The organism is Oligoflexus tunisiensis (assembly GCF_001748245.1).
Classification (GTDB): domain Bacteria; phylum Bdellovibrionota_B; class Oligoflexia; order Oligoflexales; family Oligoflexaceae; genus Oligoflexus; species Oligoflexus tunisiensis.
This window is the reverse complement of the sequence record NZ_BDFO01000001.1, coordinates 2,889,245-2,914,804: the sequence shown is the minus strand read 5'-3', so window position 1 is coordinate 2,914,804 and position 25,560 is coordinate 2,889,245. Positions and strand designations below refer to the sequence as shown.

The following is a 25,560-nucleotide window of genomic DNA, read 5'->3' as shown; positions in this document are numbered from 1 at the left end:
CCGGCTCTTGCTCAGTGGATCAAATTACTGCAGGCTCTTATACTTCTCACGGGATGCGGAGACCCAGGCATTGATGGTCTTGTTCCGCACAACTTCGTCATCCCATTTATCAACCAGCTGCATGAATTCAGCTTCCGACAACGCCGGCTTGCCAAAGGCAGCGACCTGAGCCGGATCGATCTTTTTCTTGCCCCGGACAATTTTCGTCCAGGCTTTTCTCAGATCGTCATGTGTATCGACCAGGGTCGCCCCCACCAGATCGTTGAACACGCGCTGCATTTTGGTCGCGCGTTCCAGATCCAGCATGATGAAGTCCTTCTGGGTGAATGGATTGACCGGAGAGATGCGTTTCCCTTCGGTTTCAGCATAGGCCCGGGTGTTCACCGCCATACGGCCGAGTGAAGAATGCCTGGGGCCACCGGGGGCGTCCTTGGGCAGAAGGAGGAGCTTTTGCGCTTCGGCACTCAGCACATACTCAACAAAACGCTCCGCGACCTTGCGGTTGGGAGCCCCTTTCAGAATGGCAATCGGATCGGGGTCGAGCACCGACTGACCTTGCGGCAGAAGAAAGCCGAGATTTTTCGGACCGAGGTCACCGATCTTGGCCAGCGCATAGAAATCGATCGCCATGGCCAATCCCGCATCGCCCGACACCACCGCCTTGATTGGATCACTACTCGAGTGCGTAAAGGAACGGGCGTTGCCGGCGATGGTGGTCAGGAGTTCCCAGCCCTTGTCCCAGCCCATGGTCTGCAGAATGATCGCATTCATGGTGTTGGCGGAACCCGAACGACGAGGATCGGTCAGGCTGATATTGCCCCGATAAACCGGATTGCCGAGATCCTGCCACGTTTTAGGCTCAGGCAGGCCGTCCATTTTCATGATGATCTTGTTGAAAAACACGCCGAACGAAGACATCGCCGAGGCGTACCAGGTCTGCGTTTTGTCATAGAGCGGAATGCCAGCGGCTTTTTCAGGAACCTCGGCTTTCAGACTGGCCGGCAGCTTGAAGGTGGCAAGGAACCCATCGCGCTGCAATTCCATGAACGTGGCTGTGCCGCCGCCCCAGAAAATATCGACGCCCGAGGACTTTTTACCGTTGGCAAACTTTGCACGCAGAAAGCGCACATCATCCGACGTCCCGCCCTGGTCAAGCCATTGCACGTCAACTTCGGTCTTGTAGGTCTTTTTGTAATATTCGGTAAACGGAGGAACGAACTCTTCCTGAATGGACTTGCGGTGCGGCGACAGAATAACCAGAGTATCCTTCGCCCAGGCGGAGACTGAGCTGCAGAGAAGTATTGAGGCCACTAGCCAGGACTTCATAAGGCTTCCTTCGTTGCTTGACTGTTCCCAAGGGCGCATGGGCAGGCTGCATAACAGCCGACGCAAGGCGTCCTCCTTACTGGTAACCAAGGTGCATCTTGGTAGAATTTAACCCCAAAAAAAGCAAGTCTTTTTGTGGACTCAAGACCTTTATTAGGCGCGGTGGACCGCACTTTTTTTCTCATGAAGCCGCAGCCACGATTCATGGATCGCGGCCGCCGCATTTCTGGCCAAATCGCCTTGCAGCCTCGCGCAAAGCTCCAAAAGGCGTTGCTGCTTCGCGTCGCGATACTCTCCAGGCTGAGCCAATCGGGACAGTTCGTCGGCGGCATCGGACGGAGAAAAATCCTGAATGAATTCACGAACCAGGCCCGTATCAGCGACCAGATTCACCAGACTGATGTGCGGCAGTTTCACAAAGCGCTTGGCCAGCTGAAAACTCAACGGCTGCATGACATAGGCCACCGCCATGGGTGTGCCGGTCAGCGCGCATTCCAGCGTCGCTGTGCCTGACGTCACCAGAGCGGCATCGCAGGTCTTCATGAGATGAATGCTCTGCCCCCGGACCAGCGTGGTATCACCCTGTCGGTAGACCGCGAGGTCGCCCGTTTCAATCACAGGTTCGCCCAAAGGCTCACCCAGAAGGCTGGCAAACAGTTCCGGTTTCAGACTCGGGGCCATGGAGAGCGCAAAGCGCAAATTCGGGTTCGCTTGCCGCAGCGCTTCACGGATCTGAATCATGCGCGGCAGAAGACGCCGAATTTCACTGGCGCGACTGCCCGGAAAAAAACCAATCGTGGTGGCTGCATTCAAAGCAAAGCGGTCGCGATCCGCCACGGCGAGGCGGGCCCGGTCTACCTGAGGCGTGCCCACATAGCGGAAATTAACCTGACGCTCGCGAAAAAACGCGGCTTCAAAGGGCATGATGCCGAGCACTTCATTCGTGACCGCGCGCAGCGTTTTCGTCCGTTTTTCACCCCAGGCCCAGAGCTGCGGAGCCACGTACTGAAACACGTAAACGCCGCGCAGACGCAGGGCATCCGCGAGTCGCAGGTGAAAACCTGGGTAATCGACCAGGATGGCGATATCGGGCTGCCGCCGTTCGATCTGTTCGAGCAGACTGAATTCGAGATGCTTGAGAAAGGGCAGATGCTTGATAACTTCCACAAACCCCATCACCGAGAGTTCCTCGATGCCAAAGAGGGCTTCAGCGCCGTTGGCCCGCATGCGGGGCCCACAGATGCCAAAGATCTCAGCGTCGGGCCAGAGGACCCGGAGTTCGTGCAACAGTTCCGCGGCCAAAAGATCGCCGGATGGTTCACCAGCTGATACGAAAATGCGAGGCGGCCTCATGCATCCTCTTTCGTTCGGGTTTGCGCATTGACATTAAAGAAGTTCGACCGGCGAACCGGTTTCCACCAGTGGACGTGTACGCTGTAAAGCCAGCTCCACAGCCTGTTCCACGAGGTGTACGGACTCCACCAGCTGTTCGTGTGTGGCCAGATGATGCTCGCGACCGGACAGGAAACGATGCAACTGGTCCAATTGAATTTTCAAAGTCTCCTGCTTTTCCACCGGCAGCAAAGCCCGATCCAATGGGCCCTGACTTTCCAGCCACTGGAGTTCCGGCAGAAGGTTCAGCGCACGTTCCCGCAGGCCAAGACCGGAAATTTCGCAGCTCTGAGCGATATAATCCACGGTGCAAACAGCGTCGGTACCGGTCACGCGAATGCTGCGCAAACGCTGAGGGGTCAGCCAGTTCACATGCACCGAACCGGTCGCGCCCTGACGGCCGGCGACCAGAATTTCTGCTGTATCAAAGATATCCTGCAACTGGGTGCTGTGGCCGATGCTGTTGAGCACCTGCAAAGGCCCGAGGAGCATGCGGAACACATCCAATTCGTGGACGGCCAGATCCAAAATCACATTATTGCCGGGTTTGACGTTGCGCGGAAATCCGCCCGCCCGGGTTCCGGTCAGATGCACGAGGCGCCCCAGTATGCCCGATTGAATCAGACGGCGCAGCGCTCCCACCACCGGATTGCAGCGTTCGATATTGCCCACAGCCAGATGCAGAGACCGTTCCGCAGCGATCTGGACGAGTTCCCGGGCTTCCTGCATGGTGCCGGCGGCTGGTTTTTCCACCAGGACGTGGCGGTTATGTTCGAGGATTTTTTTGACGATCACATAATGGAGTTCCGTGGGTGCCGCAACAACGGCCAAATCCCAATCAAGGCTCAGCGCTTCTTCCACCGTGCGCAGGAGCGGAACCGCGGGGTCGGGCAGGACATCCAGAATCGGATCCACCACAGCCTCAAGCTGATACCGGGGATCAGACTGCAAGACCCGGAAATGGTTGCGGCCCATATTGCCCATGCCAAATAACACAACTCGAATCAACTGCATGTTCCGTCCTCGTATTCCGGTTAGAGGCCGCCACTATAGCGAATCAAGGGAAGCTTGCCTAGCGAGGATTGCTCAGGTCCGTATGACTTCTTCAATGTTCAGCGCAAAACGTTGGCCAGCCCTGTCTCCCCCTTCAACCTGATCGACCAGGACCAGCAGCGTGTTCAGCAGATCGAGGTTCAGGACACCATCAGTTGGCAGAGCCAGGACATCGTCCTTTTCGAAATTCAAAGGGCAGACGTCGCGTTGAGTTTGCTCGTTCACTTTGAAGGACAGGGGCAGGCCCTGCGTGCGACAGATAATGGGTCGGACAGGATAGATTTGACAGGCACCCTGGTCATCCAGAAAGCGGCAGGAACCGGGATTTTCCGGCTGATTTTTCAGCTTTTCGATCAAGGCGGGACGCTGCAGCAGCCAGTCGCGAATGGCGAGGCGTTCCACCGAAAAAACAGTCAGATGAGGCTGACAGCAGGAGGAACAACCTTTCCTGCATTGCAGCTTTTGCGCATAGCGCTCCTGAAATTCCTGGGCCTTGGCATCAACCTTGGCCACGAGATCCTGATAACGGGACGAGCTCATGAATGGTTCCGTAGCACAGCGTAAAACATGGTATCCGCATCAGCGACTGGATTACCACAGAGCTGCTGCGTTTCCAAGTGCAGGCCGGGATGTGCTTTCAGGGCCGCGGCGATCACATCTTCATTTTCTTCCGGCAGCCAGCTGCAGGTGGCGTAAATCAATTGTCCGCCCTTTTTCAGAACCGGCAAAACTTTCTGAAACAGGCCGATTTGCAGAGCCTGAAGCGCGCTGAGTTCATGGGCATCACAACGGTATTTGCTATCGGGGCTGCGGCGCCAGGTGCCGGTGCCGCTGCAGGGGGCATCGATCAGAATTGCATCCACGCCACCGTTTTTTTGCCACTCGCGCGGCATGGCGTTCCATGCCTCCCCGTTCCAGGGCAGAGTCCAGACGGACGCAAGCCCTGCCCTCTCCGCCCGACGTTTGACTTCATCCAATTTATAGCTGCGGACATCGGACGCGAAAACAAGACCGCGTCCCTGCAAACGCGAGGCGATCTGCAAGGTCTTTCCACCACCGCCAGCGCAGCAGTCCCAAACCAGGGGCTCATGCGTAACATCAATCGCAGCGCCAATCCTCTGGGAAGCGTAGTCCTGAATTTCCAGAATGCCACGTTCCAGACACTCGAGACTCTGCAGGTTGCGCGCCTCCTCCACTTTCCACGCGGCATCCTCCTCGGTCCAGATAATTCCATGCTCCTGCAGTTCACGCCTTGCGGCTTCCATTTCCGCGGGCCGATTGACCCGCAGCCAAAGCGGAGCCTTGACGTTTTGCCTGGCAAGAAAGGTTTCCGTTTCCGCGGGGGACCACTGGCTGAGGGTTTGACGGCGCTCCAACATCGGCGCGAAGAAAGGCGGAAGGCCCCAGCTCACGAGGCTTTTCCCCTGCTTCAAGGCATCGAGTCGAGCCTTTTCCTCGGGAAAACGCGTCTCCTCGGAATCCGCACGCTCCAGACTCAACCAGAAAAAGAGCCGTTCTGCAGAAAGCTCCCGCAGCTCATCCCAGTTTCCTTTCAGGTCCTGACTTTGATACTCAGCGCTCAGCACAAGGGGACCCAAACGCAAAGCCGCGAACACGGCATCGGCATACCACTGCCGGTCCTTTTTTCCGAAGCGTTTTTCGGCGCGAAAAACCTGAGCGAGCCAGCGATCCACCTGCGGCAGTTCACGGCAGGCCTGCAGCTGCTGCCAGATGCGAAAGAGATGCGGCGCCCGTGGCGTTTCAGTAAAGAAGAGACGGGCTGTCATAGAAATGAAGATTGCAAAAGGCTCAGCGATGCGGCCGAACCCGAGAGCTGTCTGGATTTGGGATCGCGACGCGCCAGAGCTAGAAAGGAGCGAGGCTCGCTCGTATCGTTGCCCAGAAACTGTTCCGCCAGATCCTCGCCGTTCAGTTCCTCGGCGGCCAGCAAAACCCGACCGGCGATATGCAGACCAGCGCCTCCGGTCATCACCGCCGTGACGTTCCAGCCCGGAAGCCAGGGTCTTAAACTCGTTTGAGGAGGCACGATGCCACGAAAGAGCGAAGTTTCGGGCGCGGCAAAGATCATGTCCCAGGTGGAAACGCCGGGAGCCGCTACATTTTCGGGCTGTTCACGGAACACGCGAATGGAAGGAATGCTCAGACCGCGCAGGGCTTCCGGCTTGACGATTTCCACTTCAACCGCTTCCACAGGAGCGCGCACGACATCCACCGGATGCCGCGACAGGATAAAGGCAGCCAGCGCTTCGGCGGCACTTTCAATCAAACGGAAGTGCCCCTGGGTCAGGATAAATTTGATTTCCTTGATCAGGGCTGCGTAATCCACGCTCTGGCTCAACTGGCCGGATTTGGCGGCCAGACTGGTATCCAGGTACAGCGCCACATGCAGGTGCAAGGGCTGGGTTCGCAGCTTTTCTTCCGGATAAATGCCAATCGTACAGGGGACCACGAGGTCCTTCAGGCGAATTTCATCGAGAATACGACCGGTCTTTTTTGAGCGTACGCGCATTGTGCCTCTCCCAGGGCCATGGTTGTATTACGCCCTTTCCCCATTGGCAAGCTGACCTTGGTCCGGCTTGTGAAAAAGTCACGGTGACAAGCGTGGGGCTGACTAGGCAAGGGCCCAGCCCTGTGATAAGTTGCCGCCGCATGCGGAGCTTAAGTAGGAGGCCTGTCACCATGGAAACCGCACCCCGTCCGGAAATTAAACTCGTCAGCCATGATGATCACATCTTTGCCGGCTCCAACTATCCCAAGCCCTTCTCGTTTAACAAGGAAGTGGCTCACGTATTTGATGACATGGTCCGCCGCTCCATCCCGCTCTACCTGGATGTGGTTCGCGCCACCGCGGATTGGGTGCAGCATTTTTATCGCCCTCAGACAGCCATCATCGATATCGGCTGCTCCACGGGTACGACCACTCATCATGTCGCGCACACCTTGCAAAAGCCAGCTCAATTCCTGGCGGTTGACCTTTCTGCATCCATGATTGAAAAGGCCCGGGAAAAACTGGCTGATCTGCCGGCCCGGCATCAGCTCACCCTGCTGGCCCAGGACATTCGGGAGACGCCCCTGCCCCGCGCCTCGGTTGTGATCATCAACTATACGCTCCAGTTTCTGCCGGTCGCCGACCGCCTCGCTCTGCTGTCCCGCATTTACGAGGCGCTGGTCCCGGGCGGAATCGTGATCATCAGTGAAAAGGTCCGCTCGGCCACGCCCCAGTTCCAGGAACTGACGACCATGATCTACGAGCGCTTTAAAGAAGAGCAAGGTTACAGCCGCAATGAAATCGAGCGGAAAAAGGAAGCGTTGGATCAGGTCCTGATTCCCTTTACGGAGCAGGAGCATCGGCAGAACCTCACCCTGGCTGGCTTCCAGGCGATTGATTCCCTGATGAAATGGAATAATTTTCTGACCCTGATTGCACAGAAGGAGCCGCGACCTTGAGGGCTGCAGAGGAAACCGGCTGGTGGTCCCTGGTTCAGGATCCCGAGCTCAGGCAGAACATTCTTCGGGCTCGTGATGCCGCGCAGACGCGCCTTCTCGATTCCCGCTGGGATCCGGAACGGGCGGCGGTCGCTTCGGTGCAGGATCTGCGCGCGTCCGGATATCAGGCAGCTGGTCCGGTGGTATCCATCGGCCAGGCTCAGGATCTCAAGGCGGCGGAAGCGGTGCGTCTGGAAGCGGCTTTGAAAGCCTTTATTCCCTGGAAAAAGGGCCCTTTTTCCATCTGTGGTCAGATGATCGATGCCGAATGGCGCTCCGATTGGAAATGGGAACGTCTTTGGCCTTACGTTCGTTCCCTTGAAGGTGAGGTGGTGGCCGATATCGGCTGCAATAACGGTTATTATATGTACCGCATGCTGGCCGCCGGAGCGAAGCAGGTCCTGGGTTTTGAACCCATGCCGCGTCATGCCTTGAATTTTGAACTGCTGCAAAATCTTTATCCCACGCCAGGCCTGGACTTTGAAATGCTCGGTGTCGAGCATGTGGATCTTTTCCCAGGAGTCTTTGACACCATCTTCTGCCTGGGCATTCTCTATCATCACACCGATCCGGTGGGTCTTCTGCGCAGAATGGCCAAGGCTCTGCGACACCGCGGACGCCTCTTCATCGACTGCCAGGGCATTCCCGGCCGTGAATCGGTGGCGCTCACGCCTGCCGGTCGTTATGCAGGAGCCGGCGGTGTCTGGTTTCTGCCCACCCGCAGCTGTCTCGAAAACTGGATCCGTCGGGCTGGTTATACGCGCCTCACCTGGATTCATGATGCGCCTCTTTCAATTACCGAGCAGAGGGCGACGGACTGGGCTCCTGTGAAGAGTTTGCCGGAATTTCTGCATCCTGATGATCCGACCCGGACCATCGAAGGCTACCCCGCGCCGGAACGATTTTACGTGATGGTGCAGCTCTGACCCCAGGTTTCCATTGAGCCTCCGGTCGACTGTTCGTTACAATGAGCTGTTGATCAGGAGGTTGACCAATGCCGCAAAAACCCAAGGCCGTTCTTATCTATGGTGGACAGTCCACAGAGCACGAAGTATCCCGCCGCAGCGCCGCTTATATCTGGAAAAACATCGATCGGCAAAAGTTCGATGCCTATGCGATTGCCATCGACAAGGAAGGCCGCTGGCACGCTCAAAATCGTCAGGAACTGGAGCGTTCCCACCCGACGGAAATGCCCCTTCACGCCCATGACAAGGCCGATGCCGAGTCCGCTGCCGTCCTGAAAAAAATCTGGACCCAGGGCGCGGATAACAGCGATCTCGTGGTCTTTGAAATCGTGCATGGCACCACCGGTGAGGACGGCATGATGCAGGGCTTCTTTGATCTGCAGCGTATTGCCTATGTGGGACCTGGCATCCTGGGTTCGTCTGTCGCCATGGACAAGGTCGTGGCCAAGCAGCTGGTGGAATATGCCGGCGTGCCTGTTGTTCCCTACGTGGCCTTGCGCCTGCATGAGTGGCTGGAACGTAAAGCGGACATTCTGGAGGAGGCGCGGCGCAAACTGAAATTTCCGATGTTTGTCAAACCGGCAAGTCTCGGCAGTTCGGTCGGCATCAATCGCGTGGAAAATGAAGCGGCATTGGAAAAGGCCGTTCAGCATGCTCTGGAATTCGATGATCGCGTGCTGATTGAAACCGGCGTCAACGCCCGCGAGATTGAATATGCCTGCCTGGGTGGTTATGCTCCGAAGCTGACCGCTCCTGGGGAAATCGGTGTGCCGACCGGTTTCTACACCTATGAAGAAAAATATTCGAGCGGCAGCAAGGCTGAAGTTCTGGTGCCGGCTCCACTTGCGTCCGACCTTGCGGAAAAAGGTCGCGCCCTTAGCCGCAGGATTTTCGAGGCGCTGAATCTTTATGGTCTGGCCCGCATCGATCTTTTTCTCGACAAAACGACGAATGAATTCTATTTCAACGAAGCCAATACCCTGCCTGGCATGACGGCGATCTCCCAATATCCCAAACTTTGGGAGCACGAAGGCCTGACCGGTACGGAGCTGATTTCCAGGCTGCTGGAGACCGCACTCGAACGGCGGAAAATTCAGGTGAGTTTAAAGCGCAGCATTTAACGGAGCGTTTGAATCAGGACCTCAGCCTCATGGCGCAGGGCGGGGTCGATGCCTGGACTCTGAAAACGGGTTCGGGCTTCCACGGCACACTGCAGGGCTTCATCCCGACGATGAGCAAGACGCGCCAGAGCCCTGCCCTGCAGGAGACTATAGCGTCCCTGATAGGCCGGGTTTTCATCACGCTGGGAATAGATCCTGCGATTCTCCTGAAGGATCTGCACAGCCTCCTCCGTCCGATTCATCTCCAGAAGACAGGTGGCCTGATTGCGAACCTGATCCAGGATGCGCACATGAAAAGGATCGGCGCGATGCAGGCGCTGCGCCGCCTCCCGGAACATGGCTTCCGCAGTTTCCCATTGCCCCATGCTCTGCAAGGGTCCGGCATAGCGCCCGAGAGCGGCAGCGGTCAGCGGGTGATCCGGGCCCCGCTTGATCGTGAAAAGTTCCACCGCTTTTTTACCCTCATCCGCTGCTTCTTCCAGGCGGCCCATGCGATGCAGAAACAAGGAAAAATTGGAGCGACAACCGGCTTCCTCATCCGGGTGACCCTCGAGAGTCTTCTGCAGGGCGGGCAATCCACGCTCATAATCACCGAGATCACACAGCGCACCCCCGAGAAAATGCCAGGCTCTGGTCATATCCAAATGCTCCAAAGGCAGCACAGGCTCCAGGATACGAACGCCCTCGAAGGCCATCTCCACGGACGGCTGCAGCTGACCCAGCAGACCGGTTATCAGCGACTGACGGACCAAAAGGCGACCGCGGAGGGGATGTTCCGGATAAAGCAGCTGATCAGCCAGTGACATGGCGTGGAAGAGAATGTCCTGCGCCCGGCGGCGCAGGCCAACATCGTAATAAATGGACCCAAGTATATCCAGGCCTTCAATGGTATCGAGCGTGGGCGGTCCCTGCTCCTGTTCCAGAAGGCAGAGAGCGTTATCACAGAGCGCCAGGGCCTTGTCCAGAAACCCCTGATCCCGGGCACAACGCGCTTCCATCAGCCAGAGATAAGGCCGCCAGTGCTGGGCTCCCATGCGAGCCAGCACATGTTCAGCCTGTTCCAAAAACAAGGATTCCCGTTCCGTGGCATCGTCGTACTGCGCACGCGTCAGTTGCGCGAGACTGAGATAGGATTGAAAACGAATGATATCAACACCGGCCGCATCAGCCTTCATCACGGCCCGTTCAAACGCACGCTGAGCCTGGGATACCTGCCCTATCTGGCTGGCAAAGCGGGCATATTCATAAAGAGCGGCCGCTTGAATATCAAAGGGCAAGGCAGCACCGCAGCCTTGCACCAGACGCGTCGCCGTTTCAAAATTCTGCGGCGTGACCTCATGCAAAACATAGCGGCGCAACTCCTGGAGAAGCGGGTGTACACCGGGCATGACCTCGGCTTCAACGGCGGCCTCCTGATCCGCAATCAGATCGCGAACAGCGCAACCGAGCTGACGCGCGAGCTGATCCAGATGCACCATCTGCACGCGCGTGGTCTGTCCATGCAGCCAGCGGCGCAAGGTCCGCGGCGTGACACCGATTTCCTCAGCAAGGAGTTCACGTTTAATATGGCGACGATTGACCTCGTCCAGAAGTTTCTGTCGATTCAAGGTCACGCAACTGTCAGGAGCCGGCATCGGTCAGTCCACAGTGAAACCATTGTTATCGTCTGTTTCCACGGCGGAAGTTTCGACCGGCGCGTGCAGAGTGACTTTCACCCGTTTTTTCAGTTTTTTGAGCACCGGATCATTCGGATCGATCGGATTGCCGACCAGATCCAATGTTTCCAGCCGTGGCAAACTCAAAAGCGGTTCCAGATCGTAGACATCATTGTTGCGTAAGGACAGTTTTCTCAAACGCGGGGTCTTTTGCAGAGGGCTCAGATCGCTTACCCGATGCCCATTCAGGTTGAGCTCTTCCAGGAAGGGCAAGGCCCGCAAAGGACGCAGATCCTGGACTTTCAAGGAACCGGCGCTGCGCAGCGTCAGCTTCCGGCTCTTCCGCAAAATGTCCTCGGCTTCTTCGCAGTCATGCGCATTCAGATCGTTCAGGATGCGTGAAACGGTGTGCTCCTGCTCGTAATTCCAATTATGTTCGCGACAGTAGGCGCTGAACGTCACGGGCACACAGGATTTGGTGCGGGGGTCGAGCTGCTGCCCATCGGACCAGCACTGTTCACGCGTCGGTGGCAAAGCCCGACAGTTTTGACTTTCCGCATCCCATACGGCCCGCGTGCCGCAATCGATGTCCAGGGGCGGAGCGGTCACGGGCTGAGGAGCCAGGGTCATCTGAGTGGCCAGATAAAGAGCCAGGGTGGTCGGCAGCATGGGTTCATATCCTCGACAAAGGAGCTTGGGTCACAGCTTACTCCTGCAGAGATGCCAGAGATCTGATGATTATTGCATGAGAAAACGTTGGAACCCGCAATTGGGTCCCTTTGGAAAGACGAGGGAGCGAGGAATTTCCTGCATTGTATTACATAATGGCGTGGATCAATCCATGGTGAGAACATACTCGGGTTCGGTCATCGCCTCATCCGACAGGGTATAACCCCAGTTCATTTTGATATGAACATTGATGTTCTTGGCCTTCTCAATGGCAAAAGGCTGGGCCAGGGTCAGGGTGGGATTGCTCATGGTAAAAGTCAGAGGCGTGTCTTCGGAATCACCTCCGGTAATCTCAGGGGCAAAGGTCAGTTCAATGCTGCCATAGGAATTACCCACCAGCTCATCGATCTTTTTCGAATAGATCAACTGCTCGCGATCGACGATGCGAAAGATTTTTTCCTCTTCGCCATCAAACAGATTAGTCGAGCTGGCCCCATCCTCGCTGATGATATCCACTTTCACCAGCTGATAGCTTTGAAACTTGGGATCCCGGGTTCCGGTTGCCCCTTCCGGCGATTTGCTGACCCCATACATGTCCACGGACAAAAGATGATCCGTCGTGAGACTCCCGCAGCCAGGCAGCATCGCGCTCAGCAACCATCCACACAAAATATCGGTTATGGTAAGTTTCATCACAGTCCGCCTCCCCTCCTGCTATCGGTCGGATCGGCAATCAATTGATGGATCTGCTACAATATCCCAGGAATTCCAGTGTTTTTAACGGAGCCACCCATCCATGCGATATGCCATGAAAAGCTTTTGGATTCTGTTTTTTGTGATCATGGCCCTGGCACTGGGTCGTTGCGGGCGTCTGTCGAACAGTTCCAAGGACATCGCCACGCCCGATGCATCTCTTTTCATTCCCGACGGTTGGGACGGTGAAGGGGACTGGCAGGACAACGCCCTCAAGATCGAGGACATTACCCCATGAAGAGTCTCCTGACGATTTTCCTCCTGCTGCCGACCCTGGCAGCAGCCCAGAGGCCCCTGCGTCTGGAGCCGAAACATTCCGCCGCCCGGGACCTCATCTGGACCGATGGCATGATGCAGCTGAGGCGTCCGCATCCGGCCGCGGCGCCGAAACTCGGCTATGCCGTGCTCAAGGCGCGTCCAGCCCCAAGCCTGGAACGCCTTCTGCCCCAAGGCTATGCGCTGGCGCCCCTGCCCCAGAGCCTGGATTTGAATTACTACGCGGTGCCGCTCGATTCCGTGGAGCGCTTGCAGGCGCTTGCCGCCTGGGCTCATGAAAGCACAGGGCTCTGTGGCAGCATTGAATTTGTGCGGGCGAATGCCTCCCTCGCGACCAGCACGCAGATTTATGCGCCGATCTATGGCGGGCGAGCGGTCTTTGAAGAGTCCAAAACCCTGATCGATACAGTTTCCCTGCCGGCCATGGATCAAACCATCGATACCCTGACAGCCCTGCCCTCGCGGCATTTCCGGCATCCTCAGGGGGAAAGCGCCCACACCACCGTGCGGCAGATCTGGGAGGCGCAGATTCTGACGCCACGCTGGACCATAACCGAGGAAACGCAGAGTCTCAGCAACCAAAAATCCCTGGTCGCGCGCCTTGAAGGTCTCACCAAACCCGAGGAAACTTTGATCATCGGCGCGCATCTCGATAGCATCGTGTCACGCGGTTCCGCGGCGGATGCTCCCGGGGCTGATGATGATGCCTCAGGCGTGGCCGCGCTCACCGAAGTTCTGCGCATCATCGAAGCGGGTCAGCTGACGTTCGATCGTTCCATTGAACTGCATGCCTATGCCGCCGAGGAAGCGGGCCTGGTCGGGAGCAAGGAAATCGCCGCGCGCTACGTGGCTGCCGGCAAAAAAGTGGCCGGCATGTTTCAAATTGATATGGCTTACTACAGCGTGCCCGGGAACAGTGGTGTGATTCATCTTCTGCAGGACTACACCAGCCGCGATCTCAGGCGGCAGGCGATCGAGTGGATGCGGAACTACATGGGCCCGATCTATAAGCTCGGCTTTTTGCCCCGGGGTTCCTCGTCCGATCATAAGGCCTTCTATGATCAAGGCTATCCCACCCTCTTCCCCTTCGAGGATCCGGTGGACCATAATCCCTATATTCATAGTCCAAATGATACCCGGGCGCATTTCGATGACGGGCTTCTCCTGCGTCGCATCACGCAACTGGCTCTGCTTTTTTCCATTCATCAGGGTGGTTTGCAGTCGGTGGCGGGCGCTTATGAGGCTTTGAAAAAAGATCTTTTGCCCGAGGAAAAGCGACAGGGACTCCATCTCGCCATTCAGAATCTCGACAATCAACTGTATGTGACGGTCAGCGCTCCACTGGAAACAACCACCGTCGAATTCTGTCCGATTGATGAGGGCGTGAATCCCCACTGCCTGCAGGAGCGGGCGGCGCTGGGCGAGGACACGAGCGGTCCCGCGCGCAAGTTTTTTTACAGTTCCACAGCTGTGACCTGGGCAGCGGATCAAAAGTGGCGGGTACTGGCCTATGATGCCAACGACGAGCTGATTGCCTGGCGGCACTTCACTTTGAAAGCCCCTTAAAAGTCGACCCAAAGCGCAAAGTGCGGCATGATAAAATCATCCGATTCCTTGGATGGCAAGGATTCGGTGGTGCCGTTATAAATCCGCTTTTTGTAGTCCATGTGCAGGACGCTGAGCAAAGGTCCCACGCGGACACTGCCGACCTGGAAGCCATAGCCCAGATCCAAAAGTGTCGCTGAACTGGCCGGATACTTCACACCAGTGGTCGAGCTGCTGAAGCCGTTGTCCACCTTGTCGTTGACGCGTTTCTGCCCCCCGATGAGGAACGTGGCATGCGCCACCCATTCGTTCACGGAGGCCCCCAGGGTCACGCCGGGACCGCTGAACGTTTCCGTGCTGGTGACCGAGGTGCTGCTGGTCGAATTGCTCGCACGGGTTTCGACACCGCCCTGCAGATACTTCAGACCGATGCAGAACCAGTCCATGCGATAGCAGAAGCCAAGGGCCGTGAACGTATAATTGGTCTTCGTCTTCAGCGTATAGGGCTCGTCGTTGTTATCCGTCAGACTCCGCACGCCGCTGTCATTCATATAGAAAAGCGCGATCTCGGCGGTCAGCGATTCGGCCTGGGCCAAAGGTTCCATCATTCCCAGAAATAGCAGGGCCAGGAGCCAGCGTTTCATCAATTGCATCCTCCTTCATCATGTGTCCCTCCATCGACACCCTGGGGGAAAGCTTGATAGGCAAATCCTGCCGCGTGGACGTTTCCGTGCGCTCCCGGCGGATTATCGTCAACTCGGACTTTTACGCTAAACCCGCGTCTTGACGCGGGTTTTTTCTCCCTGATTTGACTTTTTGAGCAGCCTGCCGAACCTTCTGCATAATTTTCGAAAGAGCCTGGGAGCTGCCATGAAATTTTACCAGACACAAATAATCAGCCTGCTACTGCTTGGTTCCGTCGTTGCTTGCGGCAAGAAGTCAGAGGATGAATCCACCACCCCATCCACCCAGACCATTGATCCGGACGCTGTTGCCGTCACCGGGACTTTGGCGTTGCAAACCCTGCGTTTGGAAGGTGGCGATGTTTCTCACGTGGTGGCGCTCAATGTGGAGACAGGTGAAACGGCTGTTGCGGAAGTCGATGCCGAAGGAAACTTCGAGCTGGCGATCGGCAAGGAGCAGCCCTGGGTCCTGAACTATGTGGATGACAGCAAAACCGGTAACGAGATGATCGTTTCCAGCTTTCAGTCGGAAACGCTGGATACCCTGAGCGCCGGTGAAGATGCCGAGTCCATCGCGATGGGCACCGTCGATGTTTCAGCCGACACGGCTGCCATGGATATGGCCGCAGCGGACTTTCTTGCAGCCATCAAAATGTCAGCCAGCGCCGCCGCCACGATGGGAGCGCTCGATGATGTTTCGCGGCGCTACAGCAATCCCGATATTGATAACAACAGCAAGATCGATGCCGTGGAAGGCAAATCCTATCGCATCGATTTCCATAACCGCTTTACCGCCCAGACCGCCGCGGGCAGTGCCCTGTCCATTACGGATCTGAAAAATGCCTTCTATCCGGATGATGTGGTGTTCTCCTATACCGGAACCGGCATCATGCCCCAAATTCCCAAGGATGATCTGGGTGGGACGGCCCCCAGTACGTACCGCTGGACCTTTACCACGGACATTCCGGTCGCCACAAATGGCGGCAATGTTTGCGAAGGCATGACTGCGGGTGATGTGTTGACCGCGGGCACGGCCTTTCAATTGACTTACGATTCAAACTCGGGTGCGGACGCAGACGCTTTTACCTTCTCTCTTGAAACGGCCAACCTTAAGGCTGGCGACTATAAACTGGAAACCGGTGACAAGACGTATCAGTGGACGAACGTGGCTGTTTCCGATTTCTCAGCAGGCAAAGGCTTCCTGGCTCTCTTTATCCGCATCGATGTGGATGCGAACGAGAAGATGACGGGTATCAGCTACCAGTGGAAAAAGAAAACGGACACGGGCTATACGCTGGCCAGCGTCGAAGAGATCAAACTGATCGTGAAACTGCGGGATGAGGAAACAGACTTCGGTGGTTACATCAGCTTGAAATATCAGGGCGACGAACCCAAAGGTTCCATCGGTGTCAGTGTTCCTGTTACGCAAGCGGAAGGCTCGGTTGTGCTGGCTGATGGTCTGGAAACAGGACAGGTTAATGTGAATGGCACCGTGCTCACCGAACAAATGGTGAAGGATGGTGTGCTCTTCAGTGACTTCACGACCAACCCTGGCGTCAGCTATGACGACAAGCTGGGCATGCGCTTTTTCTTCTAAGAGGGGTTGAAAAGGCCCCTCATTCTGCGTTGCTCGGTCAGCTCCGCTCCTCATGTACCAGCGTGTACACTCCGGTGCTCGCCTCACTCGCGCCTTGCCTGAGGGGCCTTTTCAACACCCTCTAAGCTTCCGGCCCCCCGCGCCGGGGGCCTTTCCTCAAGGAACCTCAGTCATGCCGGGCAGCGGCACCGGTTGCTGAATCAGCCACTGGCGGGCCTGTTTCGAGTTGGTAAAAAACTTCTGATCGGAACGACCAATCCTGATTTCGTACAGACTCATTTTGTTCTCATCATGATGCACATTGGCAAAGGCAAAGCAGCGTCGGTTGCGCAGCATGGTGATGTGCAGTTCCCCAGGATCATCGAAAAGATCGGCAACAGCCGGGCGCATGCCGTGGTTCATAAGGATTTCAGGAATCACAAGGCGCATGGCCTTATGCGCTTCCATGTCCACGGGCTCAAAACCATTGAGATCCAGGAGCAGCCGAAACAGGCGGCCATCCGGAATACGATCCAATTCCTCATAAAGACTTTTTTTCCAAAGCTCAACATCATCCCGCGTCACGGCTCCCTTGAGTTCCGTTTGCAGAATGGACAGGGTATCATCCCAATGTGAGGCTTGATGTGCTTGCATAAGGCGTGTCCTCCAGCAGAGTCCTGCCCCACACTATCTGATCAGGGGGTCTGATGTCCATACATCGTCGTCGGCTTGTCTTCGGCATTGCATCCGGTCTCCTGATGGAAGGGCTGAACAAGGTTTCGCCCTTGCTGATTCTTTATCATGCCCAGAAATACCTGGGTCTCGCCGCCTTTGGATCCGCACAGTTCGGCATCGCCTGGCTGGAAATCATGCAGCCGCTGGTGGCCTTTGGCTATGCAAACTATGCCGTGGCTGCGATCAGTCGCGGCCACGACTCGGCTCGCCTGCTCGCGCCGATCACCGTTTTGAAAATCGTGCAGATGCTCCTCGTTCTTTTGGGCATCTCCGTCTTCAACCTTTGGCAGCATGCCGGGCATCCCCTGCAGGACTATTTCATGCTGCTCGTTCTCCTGCTGACCGGGACAGTCCTGGATGCCTCGTGGCTGGCCCTCGCCCGACAGAAAGTGGCTTATTTTTCTGCGTTCAGCGTCGTCCTGCGCCTCATGAGCCTTGTTGCCATTTTTCTTTGGGTCCGGGCTCCCAAGGACCAGGAGCTTTTTATTCTGCTTCAGCTCGCTCCGCATGTCCTGATGGCTTTGGCCACGGCCTACTTCGCCTGGACACGACTGGGCTGGTCCGAGGTGCAGGCGCGAACGCTGCCGGGCCTCGTGCGCGCGGCCCTGCCTTTTGCTGGAATCAGTCTGCTGCTCGTGACCTACGATCGTTTTGATTTATTTTTAATGGAACGCTGGTTTGGTTTGGAAGCAGCCGGAGCTTATGCCGGTCCAGCCAAGGTCGTGCAAAGCCTGGCCGCACTCGGGTCTTCGGTGGTGGCGGCTTTTTCTGCAGAAATGGTGCAGGTCCAGGATCGAGATTCCCTGGCCCGACACACCACGCTGAGCCTCTGGTGCATGCTGGCCATCGCCACACCCATTGTGTTTGGTGCTCCCTTTGTGGAAACCGAAGCGATGCGCCTTCTGTTTACGCATGAGGCACCCGCCGCACGCGGAATTTTCAGCTGGCTCTGTCTCAGCATCTTCGCTCAGGTTTTTATCACGGTCTACGGTCTTCAGGTTCTGCAGCTTAAGGGCGAACCCTGGCGGCTTTTTCTTTGTTTAATACCTGGATTGGTCCTGGGTCCTCTACTCGCCTGGGCCCTGCGGACACCTTACGGCTGGCCGGCCATGGCCTGGGCGGTGGTCGCGAGCAAGGGCCTTGCCGCAGGTCTGGTGGTGAACGCGGCCCGATCGCTCACGGGATCCCTTCCCTGGTCACCTATTTTAAGAACTCTTGCACCTGGTGCTTGCATGGCCATAGCTTTATATGGGATCGTGCTGCAAGGAATCATTCTCAATCTGATCGTCGGTGGTCTCATTTACTTAAGTTGTCTGGCTCTTTTGAATCGACAAAAGGTGGCTTGGGTTTTGAATCACCCCAAGATAGCCCGCGCCTGGCGAGGACGAATCTGATGCAAAAGGTGGCCCTCAGCCTGCTTTGGCAGGATGGAGATCAAGCGAACCTGGATCACGCCCGAGCTTATGCCCAGGTCGTGCCCCGGGTTTTTGTGATTGATCGACGGTCCCAGGGCGAAGCCTATGCGTCCCTCGCGGATCCACGTTTGCACTATGCTCCCTTTCGTCAGAACGTGTCGCTCGGCACGGCCTTGAATCGCGCGCTCCATCTTGCTCACGAGGAAAATTATTCATGGCTCTGGATCACCGAGACCAGAACTCTGATTTCCGGTGAGCAGCTCCTGCATTGGAGCCAAAAGGCCTCATCTCCGACGAGACTCTATCGTTTTGAGGATGCCGCCGAGACGCCGAACCTTTTACGCAGGCCGGTTTGCGGCTGCCTGATTGAAGTGGACATGGCGCGCTCTTTGGGCGGCTGGGACCCGGCATTGCCGGCACAGCTGGCCCTGCAGGATTTCCAACAGCGCATCCAGTCCGCCGGTGTCATCACGGAAAAGGGCATTCAGGTCCAGCATATCGGCTCCGGACTGGACCTGGCGCCCTGGGAAACCGTGCAGAGTCTTTGGACCCTTATCCGGCGCCGATTTTTGCCGCCAGGGGTAAAAAGCCGCTGATGATGTCACTCGCTTCTGTTATCGTGGGTGACCTATAAGCGCAATCGGGAGTGCAATCGGCTATGGCAGCAAGCCTTCACATATTTTCGCCCGAAGTCTGTTTGGCAACGGAACTGATCCACGAGCTCAGTCAGTGGACTCAGGAGCAGCTGGCCCAGACCCTTCTGATTGTGCCCACTCAAAGACTCGGGACCTATATCCTGGCCGGAATTTTGGAACGTCATGCCGCAATTCGCACGCCGGGCATTATCACCCTGGAAAAACTTCTCAGCCAGCAGGCCCAGTTGCCGAACGTGAGCCCGGTTCCTGATAGCGCCGTGGAATTGATTCTGCACCAGGAACTTGAAAAGGGTCACTTCACGCAACTGCAGGTCGGTCATGAGCGGGAGCTGCGTCTTCTGCATAATGAGCTTTATGAGCAAGGCATCCGCGGAGACGCGCTGGATACTTTGGAACGGGTGATCGCCGAGGATATCTATAAGAGTGAGGATCATCTCGGGTCCTTGCATGTGCGGGCCCGCGAAATCAAAACGATCCTGCAAACCCTCGATGATATTTTGAAAGAGCGTGGGCTGCTCACCCGCAGCGCCCTGCTCGCCGCCTGTGCTGAAAACATCAGCAGCGCCTGGAATGAAAACACCCTGCAGCCCTATCAGCACATTCTGTTCTGTGCCTATACAAGTGTGGCTCGAAGCTGGCGTCCCGTTCTGGAAAAATTGCTGCAGGATGATCGCGCTTCCTTCTGGCTTCATGAAGCGCCTGATCTTTATCACAGCTCGAGTCCTTTGAAGGAACTGGTGGCCTGGATTCGCGCCCAGGCCGGAGCGGTGCCGACCGCCAGCAGTCGGGTGCCGCCTCGTGAACCTTTGCTTCCCAAGGCCTGGACGGCTGCCTCGGCCATGGAAGAGGCGCGCTGGGCCATCAGCCTTGCGCAGGAATGGATGGAGGCGGGGCTGCCGCCGCATGAAATCGCGATCCTCGTGAGCAAGGAAAGCACCTATGCCGGACCTTTGCGGTTTTTCGCACGCGGCATGGATTCGTGCAACATCGCACTCGCGCAAAGTTTTGCAGCGCTGCTGCCCGGACGCTTTCTGCAGCTCGTGCATAGTCTTTTTCACGGTGATGAGGAATGCAGTCACCTTCTGGCTCTGATCCAGCATCCGGCCGTGGAACATTGGATCCGGGATCATTCCAATGCCCCGCATGTGATCGAACGTTTGCGCGAGGGCCTCCTGCATGCCGGCATTCCCCGCGACTTCGCCTTGATCAGTCAGGAGCTGCCTGATTCGCTCGGCGAAATCATCAAAAATCTGCTCCAAATTTTTTCGGCCTTTCGACCCGATCGTCAGGCGAAGGTCAGCGTCTGGCAGCATGATCTCGATCAGCTGGTCAAGGAATTCGATATCTTTTATTGTGCCGAGGACGCCGATATTCTGCAGTCGGCTGAGGATCTTTACGCGAGCTTTGTCGATTCGCTGCGCGTTCTCGATAGCGTCAGCTCCGGTTTGATGAGCGGCCGTTTCTTTTGGGAACTGGTCACTCGCCACCTTCTGGGTGGTGATGTGCGCGGCACCGGGGAACCGCTCGCCGGACTGCAGGTGCTGAGTATTCCGGAAGCCCGCTCGATGCCCTTCACCCGGGTGATCCTGGTCGGCTGTCAGGAGGGATTTTTTCCCCAGGCCCTGCCGCAGGATGTGCTGCTCGATAACTACCTGAAAAAATCGATGGGGCTCCCCGGCTGGGAAGTTTTGGAATCGATGGAGGATCAGACCTTCCATCTTCTGCTGGCCCGCATTCCTCAGATGGTGCTTCTGCGTTCGAAGCGTCGCGGCGATGAACTCGTGGTGCGTTCCCGTTTCACCGAAGGCCTCATGGTTCAGCATCGTCTGGAGGAGCAGGACCTGCCTCTCTGGACGGAAGTCTTTGCGATTCCATCTGCGGGCGTCGAGCCTCTGCCGGATGAACTGGAAGGAAAAATTCCGGTCGATTTTGAAATGATCTGGTCGAGCATGAGCGCCAGTCGATTGGAAAAGCTCATCCGCTGTCCTTATGCCTTTCTTCTGCATCATCTGCACGTTCAGGATTTCCGTCCGCCGCCCTGGGATGGAGATGCCCGTCGGGAAGGGGTCTGGCTGCATGCCGTGCTGGAAAGTTTTTTCAGCGGCCTTTATGAAGGCAAGCGTCTTTTGCCGGCCTGGGATGGGACAGGCGAAGGTTTTGCGGAAGCCGCCCTGGAGCGTCTGATGACTCTGACCGAGCTTTTGGCGCCCACCGAAATGAAGGATAGTCCGATCAAACGTCATCTGGAGCAGCATGCCTGGCCGCAGTTCATTGCGCATCTGCAGCTTCTGGGAGCGGACAAGCCCAACAAAAGGCGGGAGAATCGCCGGGAAATCGGGTTTGGCCCTGGTACCCAAAGGGAAGTTAAAATTCAGGTGGGTGATCGCTGGCGTCTTTTGATTGGACGGATCGATGCCCTGGATCGTTATGATGATCTCACCGTGATTACCGACTATAAGCGGCGCAAAACACCTTCCATCACCGCCTCGGAGCGTGGACTCGCGCCGCAGTTGGCCATCTATGCCCTGGCTCTCGCCTGCTTTGATCCGGCTTTGAGTGAACAGCCGCTGCTTCTTGGCTACTGGAATATCTACGAAGGTCAATGGAAGACCCACGGCATGAACAAGGCCGCGCGCGATCATGCCCTGGCTCGCATGCTGGGTTCCAGGCAAACACCGGATATTGAAGCCTTGAAGGAGGGCATCACCACCAACTGGCTTTGGCGTGAAGAGGAAATTCGCCGTCGTGAACGTTTCTTCGCGGATCCGAGTGCCTGCGAACTTTGCATTTATGATGGCATCTGTCGCAAGGAGGATCCCCGTGCCCGTCGCCGCATCCAGCAGCAAAACTTCTGGGCGCAGCGTTTGAAAGGTCACGTTCAGGAAAGGGAGAGCGATGCTGCTGAATAATCCGCAGAATCCCTATCGCAGTTTTGTCGTGCGGGCGTCGGCCGGCAGTGGAAAAACCTGGCAGCTCTCGCGGCGCTTTCTGCAGCTCGTGGCCGCCGGGGCGCATCCCGGCTCGATCCTGACGGTGACCTTCACGCGCAAGGCTGCGGCTGAAATGCGCGAGCGTATCCTGGACAGCGCGGCGCAGCTGCTGATGGATGAGGAGCAGCGTGCCACCTTTGAAAAGGATCTCCTGGATTTTTATCAGAACATGAACCGCACGGAACCGGATCGCAAGCTGCCGCCTCCACGTGGCGCGGAAGCCGCAGCCCGGTTGATTCTGGCCAGCACGCAGTCGCTGCGCATTGCCACGATCGACTCCATATTTTTGGAGTGGATTCGCAAGTTCCCATTTGAAGCATCCGCGGGCGGTGCCCTGCGCATCCCGACCGGTTTTGACCTTCTCTCCCAGCGCGGCGAGGAACGTCTGCTCAGCAAGGCCTGGTCCTCGCTCCTCAAGGAAGCGCAGAAACAGGGCTGGCTGCGGGACTGGGTCCAGCATCTTTCAACCGATTTTCACCTGCTGGATATTCATAACCGTATCAAGGAACTGAGCCGTCACGAGTCCTTTGTCTGGCTCGTGGAAAAGCAGGCCAATAAAGTCTACCTTGAGCATCCGCTGCCCCCTGTGCTTCAGGGAAACTTTATCACCCGTGTCCAGAGCGCTCTCGAGGAAATCGCTTACCAGCTGCCCCCGGATCGCATGAGCCAGGCCCTGGCCGCCATCCAGTCTCATGACCTCGCGCAGCTTCAGGAATTGCGTATTTTGAAAGGTGACGGAACGGTACACGGCGGTACCTTCCGTGGCAAAAAAAAGGAAATGCTGGCCCACGCCATCGAAACGGTGGACCGCGCGGCTCTGGACTTTCTCGCCGAGCAGCAAAAATATTTACTCAACCAGCGCGGCCAACTGCTCTTTCACATCTATCAACTTTTTGATGCCGAGCGGCGACGTGGGAAAGAGCAAACACGCAGTCTGGCCTTTGCAGATCTCATCAAGGGTGGTTATCACCTCTTCAGCGAGGCGGAAGCCGCGGGCATACGCTTCCTCCTGCATCGCAGCATCCATCATCTTTTGCTGGATGAATTTCAGGACACCAGTATTCTCCAATGGACAGTGTTTCGCGCCATGGCCACGGAAATGCTCGCAGGGAAAGGCCTGGAGTCCAAGGATCACCTGCCGCCTTCCGTCTTTATCGTTGGCGATGCAAAACAGTCCATTTATGGGTTTCGTGAAGCCGAAGCCTTGATCCTGGATGAGGCTGCACAGCATCTCAGTCAACGCTCAGCAGCCGCCATCAATCTGAGCGTAAGCTACCGCACGAGCCCTCTGCTTCTGAATCTGGTCAATCGCGTTTTCTGCGATCGCATGCGCGATTTCCCGGAACATGCGACAGCAGTGGATCCGCGGACTCAGGCCGTGGTGGTGCCTGGGCCGGCGAGCGTGACTGTGGTTCCGCTTTTCACCAAAAGTGAAAACTGCGAGGATCCGATTCAGGCGGAAGCTCAGTTTCTTGCCGAGCAGCTTGCCGAATGGATCCACGGCACCAGGCCGAAACTGATTTACGACAAAAAGCGGAAAGGCCTGCGACCCTTGGAGGCCCGCGACTGCGCTATACTCTATCGTGCATCCACTCAGGCGGCTGTCTATGCTGAGGCTTTGCGTTCGGCTGGATTTGCCGTTCGTATGGAGGAAGGTCAGAGCTTTTTTGAAAGGCTCGAAATTCGCGATCTTGTGGCTTTGTGCCGTTATATGGCCAATCCATCGGACACGCTGAGCCTCATCGAGCTGCTGAAGAGTCCCCTCATGGCGATTCCCGACACTCTCCTGCTCGAAGGACTGGGCCTGTTTCCTTCGCACAAGGATGAGAGTCGTGTCGAGCGGCACCAGATGCTGCTTGAGTGGCTCGTGGAACGTGGACAGACGATGGCAGGACAGCTCCTGAACGCCATGGAACAGCGGCAGGTCCAGCGGCCGGCTCTTTTTCTGCAGGACTGGATGCAGTCGATCGATTTTCCGCGACGCTATGCCGCGGCCTTCGGGGATGAGGAAGGCGCTTTGGCTCAGGCCAACGGCGCGCGTTTCGCGGAGCTTCTCTTTGAAATGGAAAGCGCCGGCATTTACGACTGGTATCCTCTGCTGGATCGCCTCGAACAGCTCGCCGCAGAGAAGGCCATCGGGCTGGCGGAAGTCTCCAGCAATGCCGTGCAGCTCATGACCATTCATAAGTCAAAAGGTTTGGAATTTCCCCTCGTGATGCTGGTCGGCACCGGTGAGGAATGGGACCGCGCCGATCCTTATTGGGCCAAGGTCAAGGAACACCGCTGTGGCACCGGGGTCTTTTATGTGGGTCGCAAGACCGATCAGCCGGCTCAGGATGAGCACATGGAAGGGATCCATCGACAGCTCCTGCAGGAATCAACAGCGGAAAATTTGCGCCTCCTTTATGTGGCTCTAACCCGGGCTCAGTACTGTCTCGTTATCTCAGGACATCAGCGGAGGCCACAAAAGCCGGTGGAACTTTCCTTCCACAGTCTGATCGAGAACGCGGCTCAGGCGCTGGGTGCGGCTGGGAAACGGCGCGGCGGCATTGAAGTCCTGGAGCTGACGCATGAAGGCAGCGTGGGACCTGAAACACCGCTGGTTCGCCCGGAGGATCGCGGCATTCAGAATTTCTGGACCCTGCCGTCCTTGAAGGGACGTGGTCGTGATGAGATTCGCACCCTGGCTCCGGCCCGCCTTCTGCAGGAAAGCGGCAGCCATTCCCACCGCGAGGCTCATCCTTTCGCCACCAGCTTCGGCAGTTTCGTGCATATGGGACTGGAAGCCGAGCTGAAGGGTCAACGCTTTGATGCCGAAGTGGTTTGGATGAGTCTGCGCACACAGCATCCTTTTACGGAATATAAAGCGGCCCTGGGCATGGCCCAGGCAAAATTGGAAAAGATTTTGCAGTCTCAACTGTGGAAGGAACTGCTCGCGGATTCTGTGCAGTCCTGTGCAGAGATGCCTGTAGCCTTTGTCAAAGATCGACAGTTGGTACGTGGTGTCATTGATCTTCTTCTCACAAAACCGGATGGCTCACTTTTGATCGTCGACTACAAGACCATAGCGGACATACGTGCTGGTCAGGATTTCGCGCCTTTGATTGCCGAGAAAAAATATGATCAACAGCTCGCTCTTTATGCGGAAGCTGTGAGACGATTAAACCCTGGTAAACCTGTGCGCGCGGCGCTTTTATTCACGGAATTGCCGGAACTTGTAGCGATGGACAATCATATTTAGCA

The 25,560-nt window shown here is 56.7% G+C and carries 21 protein-coding genes; 10 read left to right on the top strand and 11 right to left on the bottom strand.

Annotated elements, in window-relative coordinates:
* Window positions 1–24: 24 nt before the first annotated feature.
* The 6 genes from OLTU_RS12475 to OLTU_RS12450 form a co-directional block, all read right to left on the bottom strand.
* Window positions 25–1,326 (bottom strand): ABC transporter substrate-binding protein, encoded by a 1,302-nt coding sequence (locus OLTU_RS12475; RefSeq protein WP_176736558.1) that lies wholly within the window; start codon window positions 1,324–1,326, stop codon window positions 25–27.
* Window positions 1,327–1,479: 153 nt separating this feature from the next.
* Window positions 1,480–2,679, bottom strand: coding sequence for a lipid-A-disaccharide synthase (gene lpxB / locus OLTU_RS12470; protein ID WP_141733091.1), 1,200 nt, complete (start codon window positions 2,677–2,679; stop codon window positions 1,480–1,482).
* Window positions 2,680–2,712: 33 nt separating this feature from the next.
* Window positions 2,713–3,732, bottom strand: coding sequence for a Gfo/Idh/MocA family protein (locus OLTU_RS12465; protein WP_141733090.1), 1,020 nt, complete (start codon window positions 3,730–3,732; stop codon window positions 2,713–2,715).
* A 72-nt stretch (window positions 3,733–3,804) separates the two neighbouring features.
* Window positions 3,805–4,311, bottom strand: coding sequence for a YkgJ family cysteine cluster protein (locus tag OLTU_RS12460; protein ID WP_141733089.1), 507 nt, complete (start codon window positions 4,309–4,311; stop codon window positions 3,805–3,807).
* A complete protein-coding gene (locus tag OLTU_RS12455) occupies window positions 4,308–5,558 on the bottom strand; it encodes an RsmB/NOP family class I SAM-dependent RNA methyltransferase (RefSeq protein WP_141733088.1) in 1,251 nt (416 codons plus the stop codon). The genes OLTU_RS12460 and OLTU_RS12455 overlap by 4 nt, the downstream gene beginning before the upstream one ends.
* Entirely contained in the window at window positions 5,555–6,301 is a 747-nt protein-coding gene (locus OLTU_RS12450; protein ID WP_141733087.1) for a dihydroneopterin aldolase, read from the bottom strand. The genes OLTU_RS12455 and OLTU_RS12450 overlap by 4 nt, the downstream gene beginning before the upstream one ends.
* A 170-nt stretch (window positions 6,302–6,471) precedes the next feature.
* On the opposite strand from OLTU_RS12450, the gene cmoA reads away from it, so the two are divergent.
* The 3 genes from cmoA to OLTU_RS12435 all read left to right on the top strand — a co-directional run bounded on the left by cmoA (window position 6,472) and on the right by OLTU_RS12435 (window position 9,364).
* Window positions 6,472–7,239, top strand: a complete 768-nt coding sequence (gene cmoA / locus OLTU_RS12445; protein WP_176736557.1) for a carboxy-S-adenosyl-L-methionine synthase CmoA — start codon at window positions 6,472–6,474, stop codon at window positions 7,237–7,239.
* A complete protein-coding gene (gene cmoB / locus OLTU_RS12440; RefSeq protein WP_141733085.1) occupies window positions 7,236–8,204 on the top strand; it encodes a tRNA 5-methoxyuridine(34)/uridine 5-oxyacetic acid(34) synthase CmoB in 969 nt (322 codons plus the stop codon). Before cmoA ends, cmoB begins: the two co-directional genes overlap by 4 nt.
* Window positions 8,205–8,272: 68 nt before the next feature.
* On the top strand, window positions 8,273–9,364 hold the full coding sequence (locus tag OLTU_RS12435; RefSeq protein WP_141733084.1) for a D-alanine--D-alanine ligase family protein: 1,092 nt from the start codon (window positions 8,273–8,275) through the stop codon (window positions 9,362–9,364).
* Here the strand turns inward: OLTU_RS12435 and OLTU_RS12430 are convergent.
* The 3 genes from OLTU_RS12430 to OLTU_RS12420 all read right to left on the bottom strand — a co-directional run bounded on the left by OLTU_RS12430 (window position 9,361) and on the right by OLTU_RS12420 (window position 12,381).
* The gene (locus OLTU_RS12430; RefSeq protein ID WP_141733083.1) at window positions 9,361–10,998 is read right to left on the bottom strand and encodes a tetratricopeptide repeat protein; all 1,638 of its coding nucleotides are present in this window, start codon (window positions 10,996–10,998) and stop codon (window positions 9,361–9,363) included. The genes OLTU_RS12435 and OLTU_RS12430 overlap by 4 nt on opposite strands.
* Window positions 10,999–11,001: 3 nt before the next feature.
* The gene (locus OLTU_RS12425) at window positions 11,002–11,688 is read right to left on the bottom strand and encodes a leucine-rich repeat domain-containing protein (RefSeq protein ID WP_141733082.1); all 687 of its coding nucleotides are present in this window, start codon (window positions 11,686–11,688) and stop codon (window positions 11,002–11,004) included.
* Window positions 11,689–11,853: 165 nt separating this feature from the next.
* Complete coding sequence (locus OLTU_RS12420) at window positions 11,854–12,381, bottom strand: hypothetical protein (RefSeq protein WP_141733081.1); 528 nt, start codon at window positions 12,379–12,381, stop codon at window positions 11,854–11,856.
* Between the two features lie 115 nt (window positions 12,382–12,496).
* Here OLTU_RS12420 and OLTU_RS12415 point away from each other — a divergent pair, with 115 nt between their 5' ends.
* Both OLTU_RS12415 and OLTU_RS12410 read left to right on the top strand, forming a co-directional pair.
* A complete protein-coding gene (locus OLTU_RS12415) occupies window positions 12,497–12,679 on the top strand; it encodes a hypothetical protein (protein WP_218110002.1) in 183 nt (60 codons plus the stop codon).
* Window positions 12,676–14,283, top strand: coding sequence for a M20/M25/M40 family metallo-hydrolase (locus OLTU_RS12410; protein WP_141733079.1), 1,608 nt, complete (start codon window positions 12,676–12,678; stop codon window positions 14,281–14,283). Before OLTU_RS12415 ends, OLTU_RS12410 begins: the two co-directional genes overlap by 4 nt.
* Here the strand turns inward: OLTU_RS12410 and OLTU_RS12405 are convergent.
* On the bottom strand, window positions 14,280–14,906 hold the full coding sequence (locus OLTU_RS12405) for a hypothetical protein (protein ID WP_141733078.1): 627 nt from the start codon (window positions 14,904–14,906) through the stop codon (window positions 14,280–14,282). The two genes, OLTU_RS12410 and OLTU_RS12405, sit on opposite strands and share 4 nt — an antisense overlap.
* 226 nt (window positions 14,907–15,132) lie before the next feature.
* On the opposite strand from OLTU_RS12405, the gene OLTU_RS12400 reads away from it, so the two are divergent.
* On the top strand, window positions 15,133–16,542 hold the full coding sequence (locus OLTU_RS12400; RefSeq protein WP_141733077.1) for a hypothetical protein: 1,410 nt from the start codon (window positions 15,133–15,135) through the stop codon (window positions 16,540–16,542).
* Window positions 16,543–16,698: 156 nt separating this feature from the next.
* Here OLTU_RS12400 and OLTU_RS12395 read toward each other — a convergent pair whose 3' ends face one another.
* Entirely contained in the window at window positions 16,699–17,175 is a 477-nt protein-coding gene (locus OLTU_RS12395) for a hypothetical protein (RefSeq protein ID WP_141733076.1), read from the bottom strand.
* A gap of 53 nt (window positions 17,176–17,228) precedes the next feature.
* Here OLTU_RS12395 and OLTU_RS12390 point away from each other — a divergent pair, with 53 nt between their 5' ends.
* The 4 genes from OLTU_RS12390 (at window position 17,229) to OLTU_RS12375 (ending at window position 25,558) form a co-directional block, all read left to right on the top strand.
* Entirely contained in the window at window positions 17,229–18,650 is a 1,422-nt protein-coding gene (locus OLTU_RS12390) for an oligosaccharide flippase family protein (protein ID WP_141733075.1), read from the top strand.
* The gene (locus OLTU_RS12385; RefSeq protein WP_141733074.1) at window positions 18,650–19,267 is read left to right on the top strand and encodes a glycosyltransferase family protein; all 618 of its coding nucleotides are present in this window, start codon (window positions 18,650–18,652) and stop codon (window positions 19,265–19,267) included. The genes OLTU_RS12390 and OLTU_RS12385 overlap by 1 nt, the downstream gene beginning before the upstream one ends.
* A gap of 62 nt (window positions 19,268–19,329) precedes the next feature.
* Window positions 19,330–22,236 (top strand): PD-(D/E)XK nuclease family protein, encoded by a 2,907-nt coding sequence (locus OLTU_RS12380; protein WP_141733073.1) that lies wholly within the window; start codon window positions 19,330–19,332, stop codon window positions 22,234–22,236.
* Entirely contained in the window at window positions 22,223–25,558 is a 3,336-nt protein-coding gene (locus OLTU_RS12375; protein WP_141733072.1) for a UvrD-helicase domain-containing protein, read from the top strand. Before OLTU_RS12380 ends, OLTU_RS12375 begins: the two co-directional genes overlap by 14 nt.
* Window positions 25,559–25,560: the final 2 nt, after the last annotated feature.